A 15,312-nucleotide genomic window follows, 5' to 3' on the forward strand; every position below is an offset into this window, starting at 1 on the left:
CCGCGTGGACTTCGGACTCGTCCTGCAGACCGACCCGCCCGCCAGTGCCGTGGTGGACCTCATGCGCCGCGCCGAGAGCGCCGGTTTCCGCTACGGCTGGACCTTCGACTCCGCCGTGCTGTGGCAGGAGCCCTTCGTCATCCACAGCCGCATCCTGGACCACACCGAGCGGCTGATCGTCGGTCCGATGGTCACCAACCCCACCACCCGCGCCCCGGAGGTCACGGCCTCCACCTTCGCCACGCTCAACGACATGTACGGCAACCGCACCGTGTGCGGCATCGGCCGCGGCGACTCGGCCATGCGGGTCGCCGGCCGCAAGCCCAACACCCTGGCCACCCTGCGCGAGGCGATGAGCATCATCCGCGACCTCGCGGAGGGCCGCGAAGCCGACGTCGGCGGCACGACACTGCGCCTGCCCTGGGTGCGGGACGGCAAGCTGCCCGTCTGGATGGGCGCGTACGGGCCGAAGGCCCTCGCCCTCGCCGGGCAGGAGGCCGACGGCTTCATCCTCCAGCTCGCCGACCCGACGCTGACCGCGTGGATGGTCCGGGCCGTCCGCACCGCCGCCGCCGACGCCGGCCGCGACCCGGCGTCCGTCACCGTCTGCGTGGCCGCGCCCGCGTACGTCGGGGACGACCTGGCGCACGCGCGGGAGCAGTGCCGCTGGTTCGGCGGCATGGTCGGCAATCACGTCGCCGACCTGGTCGCCCGCTACGGCGAGGGCTCCGGCATGGTGCCCGAGGCCCTCACCGCGTACATCAAGCAGCGCGAGGGCTACGACTACAGCCACCACGGCCGGGCCGGGAACCCCTCCACCGACTTCGTGCCCGACGAGATCGTGGACCGCTTCTGCCTGCTCGGCCCGGTCGGGTCCCACCGCGAGCGGCTGGAGGAGCTACGGGCCCTGGGCGTGGACCAGTTCGCCGTCTACGCCATGCACGACGCGAAGGAGGCCACGATCGACGCGTACGGGGAGCACATCATCCCGGCGCTGTCCTGAACGCCCCGCCCGTCCGGGCTCACGGCACGCGCGCGGTCCACTCGGCCGAGGAGAACTTCGCCGCCGCCAGCTCCTCGGCCCGCGCCATCTCCTCGGGGGTGACCGTGCCCTCCGCCAGCCCGTACCGGCCGCGGAAGGACGCGACCATCTTCTCGATCACGGCGGAGCGCGGCAGCCCGGTCTGGCGGCGCAGCGGGTCGACGCGCTTCTTGGCGCTCTTGGTGCCCTTGTCGGACAGCTTCTCCTTGCCGATGCGCAGCACGTCGAGCATCTTCTCGGCGTCGATGTCGTACGCCATGGTCACGTGGTGCAGCACCGCGCCGTCCGTGCCCACCAGACGCTTCTGCGCCGCGCCCGCGATCTTGCCGGCGTCGGTGGCGATGTCGTTGAGCGGCTGGTACCAGGCCTTGACGCCCATGTCGTTCAGGGCGCCGAGCACCCAGTCGTCGAGATAGGCATAGCTGTCGGCGAAGGACAGGCCCTGGACGAGCGCGTCGGGGACGGACAGCGAGTACGTGATGGTGTTGCCGGGCTCGATGAACATCGCGCCGCCGCCCGAGATCCGGCGCACCACCGTGATGCCGTGCCGCTCGGCCGCCTCCGCGTCGACCTCGTTGCGCAGCGACTGGAAGCTGCCGATCACCACGGCGGGGGAGCCCCACTCCCACACCCGCAGCGTCGGCGGCCGCCGCCCGGCCGCGACCTCGGCGGTCAGCACCTCGTCCAGCGCCATGTGCAGCGCGGGGGGCTGCGGGCCGACGTGGACGAGCTCCCAGTCGTAGTCCCGCCAGTCGGTGGCCTGCGCGAGCGCCCGGCGGACCGCGATGCCCACGGCCTCGGAGGAGAAGCCGAACATCACGGTGTCCTCGGGGAGCGCCGCGTCGATCCGCGCCGCGAGCTGCGGGGCGGGGGTGTCGGCGGGGGCGCCCTCCAGGGCGCGGTCGATGTCGAGGATCGCCTCGTCGGGCTCCAGGAAGAAGTCCCCGGCCACGCGCACGCCGCGCAGCACGTCCCCCTGCGGGGAGGGCTCGACCTCCAGGTCCACGACGACGAGCTTGCCGCCCGGCACCTTGTATTCACCGTGCACGGCGCATCCTCCACTTTGTCTCTTCGGCCGGCTCGGACGGCCGGTAGCACCGTCCACCGTAACGCCGCCACCGGCTCGATCGGCCCGGGGCGGCCTACAGCTCAGGGGACAGCCCGGACCGCTTGGCCATGGCCATCAGCTCGGGCCTGCTGCGCTGATGCATGATGACAAGCACACGCAGGACCTCGCGGCTCATGGGATGTATAGCCGCCATTTGTGGAGCGATGCGGAACGTGGACCTCAGAGCGTCCTCAGCGCCTTCGAGGTCACCCAATGTCAGGCGGGCTCGTGCGGTGTCAATACACAGGCGCCCCAGCCGGGAAGCGCGCAACCCCTTGGGAGGCGTCTTGATGAGAGGCTGGGCCATCGTGGATGCTTCGCCAGGATTTCCGAGTTCGATGTTGGCGCCCACTTCATAGAGCGCCAGATTGCCAGGGCCGAATGTGAGGTTGTGGGCAATGACGTCGCCCTGGCCGCTCGGGAGGCGCTTGGACAACTCCCGGGCTCGAAGCGTGTGAGCCTTGGCGGTGTCCTTGTCCCTGGCTCGGGAGGCCAGGACGATCCCGCGGAGGTGTAGCGACCCGAGAGTCAGGACGGAATCGGGCCCGTCCGGACGCGGGCCCTGTTCGTATTTGACGATGGCCCGATCCACGATCGCCAGGCCGTCGGCGTACTCGCCAGCGCTCTGGTAGGTGCCGGCCTCAGTCCACGCGGCGATGGCCTCGGCTTCGGGGTTCCAGGTCTGCTGCGCTGCCCATGTCTGCCGCGAGACGATCATGTCTGCGAGATCAGGTTGCATCAGCCGGTGCGCGATGGTGTAGGCGCAGCCGTAGGCGTCGGCTGTACGCGACCATGCGCCAGCTTCTCCAGGGTTGGAGAGGGCGGTCGCGGTGACCTGTCCAAGGAGCGTGGGGAGCATGCGCAACAGTTCGAGGTACTGGCTCCCTGCCCGGAGAGCTGTGACCTTCCGCATGTCCTCTTCAAGCTGGGCAGGGTCAGGAACGTTTTCCTTCGGCAACGTGTAGCGGCGCAGCGCGCCACGGAGATCGTCGAGGAGATCGCTTTGCTCCGACGGCCCCAGGAAGGGCTGACCGTTAATCCGAGCGGTGGTCACATGAAGGGCCTTCGCGATCGCGGCCACCGTTGGGGGTGTCGCGGCGCGGGATCCCTGTTCGATCTTCCGAAGGAGCGAGATCGAGATGTTGGCGTCCCGAGCAAGCTTCGTCTGGCTGATCCCCCTGGCCTTGCGTAGCACCTGGATGTTCTCGCCAGCGGCCGGGGTGCGTTCCACTTGTGCGCTGTCCATACCATCACTCTCCCACTCCGGTTCGCCTGCCCCTTGGCTGATGCCCGCTCAACCTGTCGCTGTGTCACTTATGTGTCAACTGATCTTGAATCTAAGGAGTTTCCTTCATGTAGGCATCCAGCGTCGGAACGGTTGAGGAAGGACGGCCATGACGTACCGCACCGGGGTGTTGGTGGTGGACACCACTCGTGAGGACAAGGTCGGTGAGGTTATGGAGGAACGAGGTTCGCTGGTGTGGCTTCGCCCGCCCGGCGGAGGACGTGAGTGGTACTGCTCACCTGGTGCTTTGAGACTGGCGACTCCTAACGAGCGGAACGCTTCGGGGGGCGAGTGCTGATGTTGTGCTGTCCAGAGGGTGCCCAGCCAGAGAGGGCGAAGGTGGAAGCGCGCCACCAAGGCAACATGTCCAAGGTCACCGCCTTGTTGTACTGATCACCTGTCGTGCAAGGAAGCGTTGATGCGACGGCTCTACCGACACGCGGACTGGACCATCATCCAGGACCCGAACATCTGTGCCGAATACTCCGCCGAGTGCAGCGAAAAGGGCTGCGAAGCGGAGTTCAGCATCACGGACGACCAGCAGGCGGCCGACTCGTGGATGTACGACCACACGGCCAGAACAGGTCACCGAAGGTTTTGGCAGACATTCGGGAACGCCGTGGTTGTCGGCCCCCCTCCTGGGTCGATCGTCGCCGCATTGGCCGCCGACCGTGCGAGCGCTGTCGAGCATCAGTGCAAACCCTCCCAGCCCTCGCGCGAACCGGCGCGTACCACCGCCTAGAGCCTGCAGCCTCTTCCCCCGTGTGAAGAGGCTGGGTCCAGCCCCGTCCTGGTCGGCACCCCGAGGCCCAGGGTGGGGCGCTTTGTGGCACGCCGCACCTCCACCCAAGCCTGTCTGGAGGACCACTGTGCACATCACACCTCTGAGTCCGTTCCCAGGCCCTGCCGTTGATTGGACGGCGTGGCGCAATTACATCGCGCTTCGGGGCCAGTTGAGGGTTTCGCTCACGCCTTACTGCCCGATCGGTTGCTGGTTCTGCCACAACGAGGGCGACGTCCCCCCACCCGTCCTGCACGTGGATCGCTCACAGCGGCCGAGGAATCGGGAGCTCCGCGCCGAGCACTACGTCAGCGTCCTCTCCCAGCTGATGAACGCTGGCCTCAAGCGTGTCTATTTCACCGGGGGCGAGCCTCTGACTTCGCCTTTGGCCCGGCCGGTGCTGGAGCGGCTGCCTGACCCCGGGCCTGACGGCGCCTACACGCTGATCACTAATGGGCTCCGTGTCCGCCGTCACCAGTCGTGGCTGTCGAAGACCCGTCTGGACAAGGTGAAGGTGTCCCTGCACTACTTCTCGGACAAGTCGTTCCGCGCCATCGCGCAGACGTCCTTCAGTATTCAGGAGGTGTTCGACGGCATCGCAGCCGCTCGCGAGTCCTTCGAGCGCGTCGAGCTGAACACGCTGCTCCAGCGGGAGAACGAACACGAGATCACGGACATCCTCCACTTCGCCCTGGAACGTCGTATGCCCGTGCAGTTCATCGAACTGGTGGGTACCCACTTCAACGAGGACCGGGCATCGTCCGCAGTGTCCGCCGAAGGCGTCATCTCCTACCTGAGGTCCCTCACCAGTGACGAACACGTCGAAGTCGCAGGCGTCGGGCAGGGGCGACGCGTCTTCCGTGTCGACGGCATCGAAGTCGACGTGATCCACCGCAACCTTGGCCGGCACCATGTCGGTCAGTGTGGAAACTGCCCTGTTAGGGATAAGTGCGTCGAAGGGTTCTGGGCTCTGCGTATCGATCACGCGGGCGGGTTCCAGCCGTGCCTCCTCCGGGATGATCTCCGCCTCGATCTCCGGCCGATGCTGTCCAACCCGGAGGGCATCCCTAAGGCCGTGGCCCGGCATGTTGCCGCCTTCACGGAGGGGACGCTGTGAATCCGCTGTATGGCCCGTACGCACCGAGCAGCGCCGACCGCAGTGGGAATCCGTTCGTGGTCTGCGAGGGCGTGTCCGGCGTAGGCAAGACCACTCTCGTCGCCGCAGTGGCCAAGCGTCTCAAGGCTGCAACCCTTCACACATTGCCTGAGCCACTGAACCCGGTCTCCGGCACGGTCAACGCGAATCTCCGGCCCCTGCCTCAGTTCGCGTTCTACCTGGCGGGGGCTCTGCACGCCTCGGACATTGCCCGCGAGGCGTCGAGGCGCGGCCCAGTGATCGCCGACCGCTATGTGTCCTCGGTCGTCGCCTGCCACGCAGCGGTGCACGGCCTCACTGTGGACCAAGTGACGGCGCTGCTGGAGCCGTTCCGCCCCTACCTCGCCGTCCCCGACATCACGTTCTACCTGCGCAGCTCCGAAGGCTCACTCCGGGAGCGCATGCGGCACAAGGCGGATGTGAAGCAGGACGACACCGACCTCCTCGCCGTATCTGGTCGGCTGACTTCGCTGCTGGCCACCTTCGCCACGGTGGCGGAGTCCGACCCGAGTGCGGTCGTGCTCGACACGGACGGACGCACCCCGGACGACTTGGCCTCGATCGTAATTGATCACCTGGAGAGGCGCCGTGCTTAACCCGATCAACGCCGAGGCCGTCATCCGTGACGGTCAGGTGTCGGGGGTGTTCCCCGACGAAATCCACGAGGGCGTGGCCTGGTGGGTGGCCTCATGCTTCGTCGTGGTCAGCCAGACACACAGTCTGGCAGTCGCCCGCGACGACCACCCGATCACGGCTGAATTCTTCCGACGCTTCTGCTGGGGAGCAGCGAACGCTCAGCACTGGGCCTGCGCAGTTCACGATCTGGGCCTTGCCGAGGAACGGCAGCTCCTTCGGGCAATGCAGGAGCTCGGTGCAGTCCCGGGAGCCCTGTTGACCACAGCGGAGCACGAAGAGCAGCGATCGGTCACTATCCGCCTCTATGGCTCGGACGGCCGACGTTCTAACGACTCGACAGGGCTCGGCGTCATTCGGGAAATGATCGCCAACGACCATGTGCCTATCCCCGTGAACAATGGCGCCAAGGGGCACGTGGAGGAGCGCCACTACGTCATCGCGCGGATGGAGGCTACCAAGTGATCAACACGAGGCAGGTCATCGAATCCGGGACAAGGATCCTCTTCGTGACGCTCGATTCACTGCGTTACGACGTCGCTCGTGCCGCCATGCACAGCGGCGCCACGCCGAGCCTCGCCCGCCTGCTTCCCGGCGGCCAGTGGGAAGAGCGCCGCACGCCGGGCACCTTCACCCTGCCCGCTCACATCGCTTTCTTCTCCGGCTTCCTGCCGAAGCTTCCCCTCCCGAAGCAGCCCCCGCGGCTATGGGAGTGTCGGCCACCAGCCTTCAAGGAAGTCGGCCCCTTGACGTTCGTCTTCGACGCACCGAACCTGCTGGTCGGCCTGGCAGAGCACGGCTACCGCACAGCGTGTGTGGGAGGGGTGACCTACTTCTCCCGCGAGACACCTCTCGGATCGGTCCTCCCTGACATGTTCGACGAGGACCATTGGCGCCCGGAGTTCTGCTCACCCCATCCTGACTCCACGCGTCACCAGGTGAACAAGGCCCTGGAGATCGCCGACGAGCACCACGGCCCGCTGTTCCTGTTCGTCAACGTCTCCGCCACACACGTGCCCCACGGGCACTACCTCGGCGAGAGGGCGGACACGTGGCAGTCCCAGTACGCGGCGCTCGCATACGCCGACCAGCACTTGGGCCACCTCATCAGAGCTCTGAGCAAAGAGAAGAGCTGGCTGGTCATCATGTGCGCGGACCACGGGGACGCTTTCGGCGAGGATGGGTATTTCGGAAGGGGGATCGCACACCCGACGGTGATGAATGTGCCATTCGCCGCCATGCTCCTCAGTCACTGACTACGCTCACGCCCCATGACCGACGAACGAAGCAGCGAGCCAATGCGTGACGCCTCCGTGGTCGTCGCAAGGGATGCGAACGGACTCGTCGCACTCCTCACTGCGGATTTCCCCGATCACGGGGGCGAGTACCTCTTCCTCCCCGGCGGCCGGCGCGAAGAAGGCGAAACTCCGGAAGAGTGCGCGCGCCGCGAACTACGCGAGGAAGCCGGCATCACAGCGGCCTCATGGTGCTCCCTCGGCTCGTACATCATCACGCTGAAGACTCCGGCTCGCGTCCACCTCTTCGCAGCAGAGGGCCTGACCTGCGGACCTCAGCAGCTGACTTCCTCCGAGGAGGGCTTCAAGCTCATGTGGTGGCCCATGCCCCAGGCGATCACAGCTGTCACCGAAGGGCGCTTCCTCCTCCAAGGCGGCCCGCTCGCTCTCCTCCTTGCGGAACGCGTATTCAGCGCCTCTGCTTTGTGATCTAGAGCCGCCAACCGTGCACTGGCCCGTACGGCGTCAACCATGACAGCGCGCAACCGCCCTCGTAGGCTCATAAGCGGAGGAGAGCCTGGTCTCGGTGTAGCACGTGTCTGCGGACACGACCGCCGGGATCCGCAGGCCCGCCTGGAAGTAGGCGAAGGTGGACGAGCCTCGGGTAATTGCCTCTCAACGTTCGCTAGTTTCATGGTGGCCCGGCTCACGGCCGACACGGTCGGCTCAAGCGCAAAGCAGTACGCCGGGACCGTCGCATCAGCGCACGGCCAGACCAGGACGATCAACCTACCGAGCGACCTGAGCGCGGACGGTCCTCAGTTCCTGGCCTCGCCCAGCCCTCGGTCGTCGAGTTCACCCTCGTCAACGACGACGGTGAGCAAATGCTCAGCCTCTACGACGAGGCTTCCGAGTCGTGGGCCCGTTTGACACCCAGTGGCGTCCGCGTGGCGATGCTGGAACACGACGGCCCTCGCGACCTGTGGGCCGAGCGAGAGCCAGTACTGACCCATTGGGCTCTCCGCGGCAAGCCGGCCCCTGAACGGTACGGCCTGACTGTCGAAGATGACGGCTCGCACACGCTGTGGCTCGACTCTCCGAGCGGGGACTCCTTCTCACTCGCTGTCTGAGCGTCCAAGTCCACCCCGTCCGAATGCTTTCCCTGAGGCATTCGGGCGGGCGCAGCGACGGCGTTCAACTATTGCCGCGTACACTCTGTGTACCCCACACCTCGCCACATCCCCCCACCCCGCCTTCCCGGAACTGCCGGGCGCCGGCTCGCGACCGGATGCGGAGCCATGCGCGGAACGTCTCCGCGCAGCAGTACGACAGGGGGGATCCTGATCGTGAGCACGTTCAAGAGGTACGGACTGGGACGAGCGGGCGCGGCGCTGCTGGCCGCGCTGGCCCTTGGCTTCGGCGCAGTGGGCTGTGACGACGGGGACGGCGGGGCCAAGCCGGACCTCAAGCCGACCCCGTCGGCCTCGGTTTCGGCGACGCCTTCGGATATAGCCACGCCGTCTCCGACTCCCACGCCGACGGCCGAGCCCACCCCCACCAGTGCCCCCACCAGCGCCGCGCCCTCGACGGAGCCGCCCGCCGACGGGGCTGGCTCGGTCGGGGGCGGATCCGGCTCGGTCGGGGGCGGGGCGGGCGGCACCTCCGGCGGCGGTGCGTCCACGGCAGGTGTGTCCACGGGCGGCTCGCACAGCGGCGCCTCCGCGCTCTGCAACGACGGCAGCTATTCCTACTCGGCTCACCGTAGGGGCACCTGCTCCCACCACGGCGGTGTCGCGCAGTGGCTCAAGGACCTCCCGTCCTGATCGCTGCCCGGCCGTGGCCGTCCGCCGACTGGTCGGCGGACGGCCACGGCTACAGCGTTCACCCCGGCGACACCGCCATGTCGCCGGACCACCACCGATTGTCGGTGCGGCGTGGTTCGATGGACGTATGATCGATGAATTTCTCGCAGGTGACCTGACCGATGTCGAGGAGGCCGTCCGCAAGGCGGCCGCCGTCGAGATCATGCCCCGCTTCCGGCAGCTCGCCGCGGACGAGATCGTCGAGAAGAACGGCCCGCACGACCTGGTGACCGTCGCGGACCGGCTCGCCGAGCGGCACCTGACGGCCTCGCTCACCGCCCTGCTGCCCGGCTCCGTCGTGGTCGGCGAGGAAGCCGTGCACGCCGATCTGACGCTGCTCGAGGCGCTCCGCGGCGAGGACCCCGTGTGGATCGTCGACCCCGTCGACGGCACCCGGCAGTTCGTGCACGGCGACCCCGCCTTCGCCACGCTCGTCTGCCTCGCGCACCAGGGGGAGCTGCTCGCCTCGTGGACGTACGCCCCGGCGCTGGACCGGATGGCCGTCGCACGGCGCGGCGCGGGAGCGCGGCTCAACGGCTCGCCGCTGCGTTCCGGTTCGCCCGAGCCCGGCCAGGATCTCCACGTGGCGGTCTCGCACTACGACTTCACCACCGACGAGGAGAAGCACGTCCTCGGGAAGCTGCTCACGGACGGCGTCGTGCCGCGCCCCTGCGGCTCGGCCGGTCTCGAGTATCTGCGGGTGGCGGAGGGTTCCCTCGACGCGGTGGCCTTCTCCTGGGAGAACGCCTGGGACCACGCGGCCGGGCTGCTGCTCGTCGCCGAGGCGGGCGGCGCGAGCGCGACCCTCGCGGGGGAGCCGTTCCGGATAGCCGGCGGCAACACCCTTCCCTTCACCGCGGCGAGGGACGCCGCGACGGCTCGGCATATCCTTGATCTGCTGGCGTCCGCCGGTTGATCTGCAGGGGACGAGGGGAGTCCGTGCGGTGCCCACGATGCTCGACGCGGTCGTCGTAGGGGCCGGGCCCAATGGGCTGACGGCCGCCGTCGAACTGGCCCGGCGGGGGCTGCGAGTCGAGGTGTTCGAAGCCGCCGACGCGATCGGCGGCGGAGCCCGCACCCAGGAGCTGACCCTCCCCGGCTTCCGCCACGACCCCTGCTCCGCCGTGCATCCGCTCGGCGCGGGCTCGCCCGCCTTCAACGCCATGCCGCTGGCCCGGCACGGACTGGAGTGGCTGCACCACGAGCTGCCCATGGCGCACCCCTTCCCCGACGGCACGGCCGCGATCCTCTCCCGCAGCATCGGCGAGAGCGCCCACTCCTTCGGCCCGCGCGACGCCGGCGCGTACCGCAGGCTCGTCGCGCCCTTCCACGGCAAGTGGGACACCGTCGCGGCGGACTTCCTGCGCACCCAGTGGGACGGACTGCCGCGCGACCCGGTCGGCTACGCCCGGTTCGGCCTGGTCGCCGCCCAGCCCGCCGCGCTGCTCACCCGACGCTTCCGCGACGAGAAGGCGCGCGGGCTCTTCGCCGGGCTCGCCGCACACGGCATCGCGCCGCTCAGCGGTCTCGGGACCGGTGGCATGGCGCTGATGTTCGCGCTCGCCGCCCACGCGGGCGGCTGGCCGGTACCGCGCGGCGGCTCCCAGTCGATCGCCGACGCGCTCGCCTCGTACCTGCGGGCGCTGGGCGGTGCCCTCCACACGGACTACGAGGTCAAGCGGCTGGACGACCTGCCGCCCGCCCGCGCGTACGTCTTCGACACCTCCCCGACCGCCGTCGCCCGGATCGCCGGCCTGGGAGACGCCTACCGCCGCTTCCGCTACGGCCCGAGTGTTTTCAAGATCGACTACGCCCTGGACGAGCCGGTGCCGTGGACGGCCGAGGAGGCCCGGCGGGCCGGTACGGTCCACGTCGGCCCGACCTACGGCGAGATCTCCGCCGCCGTGCACGCCGCCTTCGACGGCCACGACCCCGCCGTCCCGTTCCTGATCACCGCCCAGCCCAGCCTCGTCGATCCGTCCCGCGCCCCCGAGGGCAAGCACACCTTCTGGGTGTACGGACACGTACCGAGCGGCTGGGAGGGCGACGCCACCGATGTGATTGAGCGTCAGATCGAGCGGTTCGCCCCCGGCTTCCGCGATCTCGTCCTCGCCCGCGCCACCGCCGGGCCGCCGCAGCTCGCCGCCCGCAACGCCAATTACATCGGCGGCGACATCGCGACCGGCTCCGTCGCGGGCCTGCGCCTGCTGATCCGCCCGAAGCTCGCCCGCGTCCCCTACGCCACGGCCCACCCCGCCGTCTTCCTCTGCTCCTCCGCGACCCCGCCGGGCCCCGGCGTGCACGGGATGTCGGGGCACCACGCGGCGAAGGCCGTATGGCGACGGCTCACGGGCGGCTCCGCGGGCTAGGAGCGTGTCCCAGTAACCGGCAACTGACCGGGTGATAGTGGTGCCGAGGCCGGTTGCCGTCGCCCGACCTGCACGCTGCCGGGGTGGCCGGGTCTTGCCGGTCCGGGAAGCGGCCCGAGGGGCCGGTGGTCCGGGCCGGTCAGGCGATCGCGGCGGCGAGTCCGGCGGTTCCGACGTGTCGGAAGATCTTCCGGAAGTTGTGGCAGGCGGCCAGAAGACGCCACTCTCCTCGGGCGCCGTCCGCGCCGCGCAGGAGGAGCCGGCGGCCGTTCTGGCAGGTCATGATCTGCCCGAAGACGGGTTCGACGATGGCCTTGCGGCGGCTGTAGGCCTTCCGGCCGGGCTCGGTCCGCAGCTTGCGGGCCATGCGCTCCTTGAGGGTGGCGTCCTTGGGGATGCATCCGCGGGGTGCGGGCGGGACCTGCTCGTCGTGCCCGAGCCGGCCGGTGGCCATGAACGTGTCGGTGCCGCAGGTCACTCGGCGACCCCTGACGGCTTCGAGGTTGGTCTCGGAGCAGTATCCGGCGTCGACGAGGGCCTGTTCGGGGTGGATGCCGGTGTTCTGGTGGGACTGGTCGAGCATTGGGGTGTAGTTCAATGCGTCGGAGGCGTTGGTCGTCACGTCGGCGGCGGTGATCACCTGATGGTGCTCGTCGACGACGGCTTGGGCGTTGTAGGCCTGGATAGGCGCCGTCGCTGTTCTTCATGATCCGCGAGTCGGGGTCGGTGAAGTTGGCCTGGGCCTTCGGCTTCGGGCGGGCCGTCGTGGCGGCCTTCTCGCCGGCGTCGGTGACGGCCTGCTCGTCGCTGCTGCCTGCACGTGCCTGGCGGCGGCGTTCCTTGTCCTCGGCATGGCGGCGGGCCTTGTCGGCAGCCTCGGCCTCGATCTGAGCGCGGGCGGCCTGCAACCTGGCGAGGCGCTTCTCGCGGCGGTCCAGTTCGGCGGGCAGGTCGGTGTCCTTGCCGTCGACGCCGAAGTGCTCGTCCTCGGCCGTATCGGTGGCCTCGGCGTCGGCCAGCAGGGACCTTGCCTTGGCCTCCAACTCGGCGATCTCGGCCTCGATCCGTTCCTCCTTGTGACCATGCCGAGTTTCTGCGCGAGGTGCAGGGACCGGAGGAACAGGTCGGCGAGGGCGTCGAGGTGGCGGCGGCGGAACCGGGCGATCGAGCGGAAGTCGGGGGCCTGGTCGGCGGCCAGGAACCGGAAGGCGACGTCGTCGACGCACTTGCGCTGGATCGCCCGGGAGGAGCGGACGCCGGTGGTGTAGCCGTAGATCAGCAGGCGGACCATCAGGCGCGGGTGGTAGGGCGGGTAGCCGCGCTTTTCGGTGTAGCCGGCCAGGATCGGCGAGAGGTCGAGAGACTGGTCGACCAGGTCGGCGACGAACCGGGCCAGGTGGTCTTCGGGCAGCCAGTCGTCCAGCGACGGCGGTAGCAGCAGGACCTGGTGCGGGTCGAACGCCCTGAACCGCTTGTCCACCGCCGCCGCACGCGCCTGTGGCCGCTTCTTCTCGACCGGCTCGGCCTCGAACAGGCCCTCCCCATCACGCATACCGGGACTATTTCGCATGAATAATCACACAATGGAGGCGGGTTGCCGGTTGCGGCCCTACTTCAGTCCCCTTGCCCCTACGTTTACCGGCTTCGAGATCGGTCAGGGGGCTTGCCGGGGTGTCTGGGAGCGGAAGCTGTGGCCGAGTTCAGGGCCCAGTCCGTAGTAGTGACGGAAGTTGTAGATCAGCGGGCTCCACGTGGCCGGGTCGACGTGCTGGGAGCCGGGGACGACGATACGCGGATCGGCGTGGACCTTGAGCACGTGGGCTTCGACGATGAGGAACGCCCCGGAGGCGTCGGGTTGGACCCGGGCTGCGCGTGCCTCCAGCTGGATAGGACATTCGGCGGCCCTGGGCGGCCGGACCAGCTCGGAGGGTTCAGGTCGCAGGCCGGCTGCGGCGAACTTGTCCGGCTCGAAGCGGAAGGTGTCGCGCTTGTCCACGGGTACCGGGGTGCGTCCGGTCAGCGGCGCCAGCCGCTCCACCGCCGGCCACTGGGCAGGCTCAGGGAGGTTCACCACGAGATCGGGTCGGCTGCGGAGATTGTGCGCGGTCTGTCCCCCGGGGCCCAGACCGAGGACGATGACGTGGCCGAGTGCCCAGGCCGAGGACATCGGCGCGAGGTTGAAGGAGCCGTTCTCGTTCTCTGTCGAGAGCAGTACGACCGGCGTGCCGAAGTACAGGATGCTCGGTTCGATGGTCACATGGGCGGCCGACGTGTTGCCGGGCGTGGTGCTGCGTGTAGCGGTGTCCATGGGAGTCGACCGTAGGGTGAGGACACTTCGGCCCTCACCGAAGGATCGCTGGTGGATGATGGACGGCGATGAGAAACCATGACGCGCACCTGGAGGGCCCGGACCTCGCCGCTCTGGCCGGACTCCTGGCGGACGGCACCCGCGCAAGCTTCTGCCTGGCCCTCCTGGACGGCCGGGCATGGACCGCGACCGAGTTGGCGCGCCATGCCGGGGTGGCCGCCTCGACGGCCACCGAGCACCTGAACCTCCTGGTCGGCGGAGGACTGCTCGCCCAGGAGCGTCAGGGTCGCCATCGCTACGTGCGCCTCGCCGATCCCGAGACGGCCCAACTGATCGAGACCCTTGCCTCCATGGCGCCTCGTCGCGTCAATCCGCCCCGTTCACTGCCCGCCGTCAACCGGAGCCGGGCGCTGGCCCGCGCCCGCACGTGCTACGACCACCTCGCGGGCGCCCTCGGGGTCGCGATCACCGAGGCGATGACCGACCGGGGGCTGCTGGACTGGGAGCAGGGGCTGACGCTCACCGGCAACGGGATCGCCTGGCTGGCCGGTCTCGGCATCGCGCTACCGCCCGCCACACGGCGTCCGCCCGTCCGCGCGTGCCTGGACTGGACCGAACGCCGCCCCCACTTGGCCGGTGCCGTCGGTGCCGCCCTGTGCCGCCACGCCTTCGACTCCGGCTGGATCACTCGGATCGGCACCGGCCGCGCCGTCGCTCTCACCGAGATCGGCCGGCGTACGCTTCAGGACCACCTCGGCCTGTCCGACGAGACGGGCACTCCCGTCAGCTGATCATCGATCCCGCCCGGTCAGACGCTGCCGCTACCCGCGCCTCACCGCGCCGCACCCTTCTGTGTTACTGAGACACGCTCCTAGGGGCCGACCGGTCACCGGCGCACCCACGTACCCGGCACCGAACGCGCCACCCGCGCCTACGCCGCCCGGTCCAGATCGGCCACGAGCCCGGCCCGCACGGTCGCCGGGTCGGTGCCGAGCCTGCGCAGGAGTCCGGCCGTCACGGCGTCCTCCGGGTGGAGGACGCCCAGCAGTACATGTTCGAGGCCGATGCGGTTGTCCTTGCGGGCCAGCGCCTCGCGCAGCGAACGCTCCAGCGCCTTCTTGGCGCGCGGGGTGAACGGGATATGGCTCCGGGGCCCCTTCGCACCGCCCCGGTGGCGGCCGAACGGCAACCCCCGCCGCCGGGACGGCGCGGGCTCTTCTGGTCCCGGCCCCAGCGCGCCCGGCCCGAACCTCTCCTCGGCACGGGCCCGCACCGCGTCGAGGTCGATGCCGAGCGCGCGCAGCGCCTCCGCGTCACCGGCATCCAGCGGGCCCGCCGGTGTGAGGGCCGCACGGCAGGCGGCGGGCGTGATACCGAGCCGCGCCAGCGTGGCGGCCCCGGGCGCCCCCTCCTGGGCGGCCACGGCGACCAGCAGGTGCTCGCTGCCGATCCACGTGTGGGCCAGGTCGCGCGCCTCCTCCTGCGCCTGGATCACCGCGAAGCGGGCCTCTTTGGTGAACTGTTCGAACATGG

15 protein-coding genes and 1 pseudogene are annotated in these 15,312 nt (G+C 69.2%); 11 read left to right on the forward strand and 5 right to left on the reverse strand.

Translation table 11 applies throughout. The features are described from left to right. Positions 1–4: 4 nt before the first annotated feature. Positions 5–1,003 carry a TIGR03842 family LLM class F420-dependent oxidoreductase gene (locus JO379_RS27250; protein ID WP_130881517.1) on the forward strand — a complete coding sequence of 333 codons (999 nt, stop codon included), beginning with the start codon at positions 5–7 and terminating at the stop codon, positions 1,001–1,003. A gap of 19 nt (positions 1,004–1,022) precedes the next feature. Here the strand turns inward: JO379_RS27250 and lplAB are convergent, their stop codons facing one another. Further along, on the reverse strand, positions 1,023–2,090 hold the full coding sequence (gene lplAB / locus JO379_RS27255; RefSeq protein WP_130881516.1) for a lipoate-protein ligase LplAB: 1,068 nt from the start codon (positions 2,088–2,090) through the stop codon (positions 1,023–1,025). A 94-nt stretch (positions 2,091–2,184) separates the two neighbouring features. Further along, positions 2,185–3,396 (reverse strand): helix-turn-helix domain-containing protein, encoded by a 1,212-nt coding sequence (locus JO379_RS27260; RefSeq protein WP_209517389.1) that lies wholly within the window; start codon positions 3,394–3,396, stop codon positions 2,185–2,187. Between the two features lie 457 nt (positions 3,397–3,853). On the opposite strand from JO379_RS27260, the gene JO379_RS27265 reads away from it, so the two are divergent. The 9 genes from JO379_RS27265 to JO379_RS27305 all read left to right on the forward strand — a co-directional run bounded on the left by JO379_RS27265 (position 3,854) and on the right by JO379_RS27305 (position 11,471). Continuing rightward, complete coding sequence (locus JO379_RS27265; RefSeq protein WP_209517391.1) at positions 3,854–4,177, forward strand: DUF7848 domain-containing protein; 324 nt, start codon at positions 3,854–3,856, stop codon at positions 4,175–4,177. Between the two features lie 127 nt (positions 4,178–4,304). After that, complete coding sequence (locus tag JO379_RS27270; protein ID WP_209517392.1) at positions 4,305–5,333, forward strand: radical SAM protein; 1,029 nt, start codon at positions 4,305–4,307, stop codon at positions 5,331–5,333. Further along, positions 5,330–5,968, forward strand: coding sequence for a dTMP kinase (locus tag JO379_RS27275; RefSeq protein WP_209517394.1), 639 nt, complete (start codon positions 5,330–5,332; stop codon positions 5,966–5,968). Before JO379_RS27270 ends, JO379_RS27275 begins: the two co-directional genes overlap by 4 nt. Further along, a complete protein-coding gene (locus tag JO379_RS27280) occupies positions 5,961–6,470 on the forward strand; it encodes a hypothetical protein (protein WP_209517396.1) in 510 nt (169 codons plus the stop codon). The genes JO379_RS27275 and JO379_RS27280 overlap by 8 nt, the downstream gene beginning before the upstream one ends. After that, positions 6,467–7,261 (forward strand): STM4013/SEN3800 family hydrolase, encoded by a 795-nt coding sequence (locus JO379_RS27285; protein ID WP_209517398.1) that lies wholly within the window; start codon positions 6,467–6,469, stop codon positions 7,259–7,261. Before JO379_RS27280 ends, JO379_RS27285 begins: the two co-directional genes overlap by 4 nt. Positions 7,262–7,276: 15 nt before the next feature. Further along, positions 7,277–7,729, forward strand: a complete 453-nt coding sequence (locus JO379_RS27290; protein WP_245381573.1) for an NUDIX hydrolase — start codon at positions 7,277–7,279, stop codon at positions 7,727–7,729. A gap of 857 nt (positions 7,730–8,586) precedes the next feature. Next, positions 8,587–9,063: a DUF3761 domain-containing protein gene (locus JO379_RS33475; protein ID WP_307842157.1), complete on the forward strand. Its 477-nt coding sequence runs from the start codon at positions 8,587–8,589 to the stop codon at positions 9,061–9,063. Between the two features lie 127 nt (positions 9,064–9,190). Continuing rightward, entirely contained in the window at positions 9,191–10,018 is an 828-nt protein-coding gene (locus JO379_RS27300) for an inositol monophosphatase family protein (RefSeq protein ID WP_130881515.1), read from the forward strand. 28 nt (positions 10,019–10,046) lie between these two features. Further along, entirely contained in the window at positions 10,047–11,471 is a 1,425-nt protein-coding gene (locus JO379_RS27305; RefSeq protein WP_130881514.1) for a phytoene desaturase family protein, read from the forward strand. Positions 11,472–11,610: 139 nt separating this feature from the next. Here the strand turns inward: JO379_RS27305 and JO379_RS27310 are convergent. Then, a pseudogene (locus tag JO379_RS27310) lies at positions 11,611–12,951 on the reverse strand (transposase). Between the two features lie 174 nt (positions 12,952–13,125). Then, positions 13,126–13,779 carry a flavin reductase family protein gene (locus JO379_RS27315; protein ID WP_209517400.1) on the reverse strand — a complete coding sequence of 218 codons (654 nt, stop codon included), beginning with the start codon at positions 13,777–13,779 and terminating at the stop codon, positions 13,126–13,128. Positions 13,780–13,847: 68 nt separating this feature from the next. Between JO379_RS27315 and JO379_RS27320 the strand changes: the two genes are divergently transcribed. Further along, entirely contained in the window at positions 13,848–14,570 is a 723-nt protein-coding gene (locus JO379_RS27320; RefSeq protein ID WP_130881512.1) for a helix-turn-helix domain-containing protein, read from the forward strand. 140 nt (positions 14,571–14,710) lie between these two features. Here JO379_RS27320 and JO379_RS27325 read toward each other — a convergent pair whose 3' ends face one another. Continuing rightward, positions 14,711–15,310 carry a Clp protease N-terminal domain-containing protein gene (locus JO379_RS27325; protein WP_209517402.1) on the reverse strand — a complete coding sequence of 200 codons (600 nt, stop codon included), beginning with the start codon at positions 15,308–15,310 and terminating at the stop codon, positions 14,711–14,713. Positions 15,311–15,312 lie beyond the last annotated feature (2 nt).

Source organism: Streptomyces syringium (genome assembly GCF_017876625.1).
Taxonomy (GTDB): Bacteria; Actinomycetota; Actinomycetes; order Streptomycetales; family Streptomycetaceae; genus Streptomyces; species Streptomyces syringius.

Bases quoted from the DNA above. Each gene is read 5' to 3' on its own strand.
- JO379_RS27300 (WP_130881515.1), top strand. From the start codon at position 9,191: ATGATCGATGAATTTCTCGCAGGTGACCTGACCGATGTCGAGGAGGCC.
- JO379_RS27260 (WP_209517389.1), bottom strand. From the start codon at position 3,396: ATGGACAGCGCACAAGTGGAACGCACCCCGGCCGCTGGCGAGAACATC.
- JO379_RS27325 (WP_209517402.1), bottom strand. From the start codon at position 15,310: ATGTTCGAACAGTTCACCAAAGAGGCCCGCTTCGCGGTGATCCAGGCG.
- JO379_RS27265 (WP_209517391.1), top strand. From the start codon at position 3,854: ATGCGACGGCTCTACCGACACGCGGACTGGACCATCATCCAGGACCCG.
- JO379_RS27315 (WP_209517400.1), bottom strand. From the start codon at position 13,779: ATGGACACCGCTACACGCAGCACCACGCCCGGCAACACGTCGGCCGCC.
- JO379_RS27320 (WP_130881512.1), top strand. From the start codon at position 13,848: ATGAGAAACCATGACGCGCACCTGGAGGGCCCGGACCTCGCCGCTCTG.
- JO379_RS27290 (WP_245381573.1), top strand. From the start codon at position 7,277: ATGACCGACGAACGAAGCAGCGAGCCAATGCGTGACGCCTCCGTGGTC.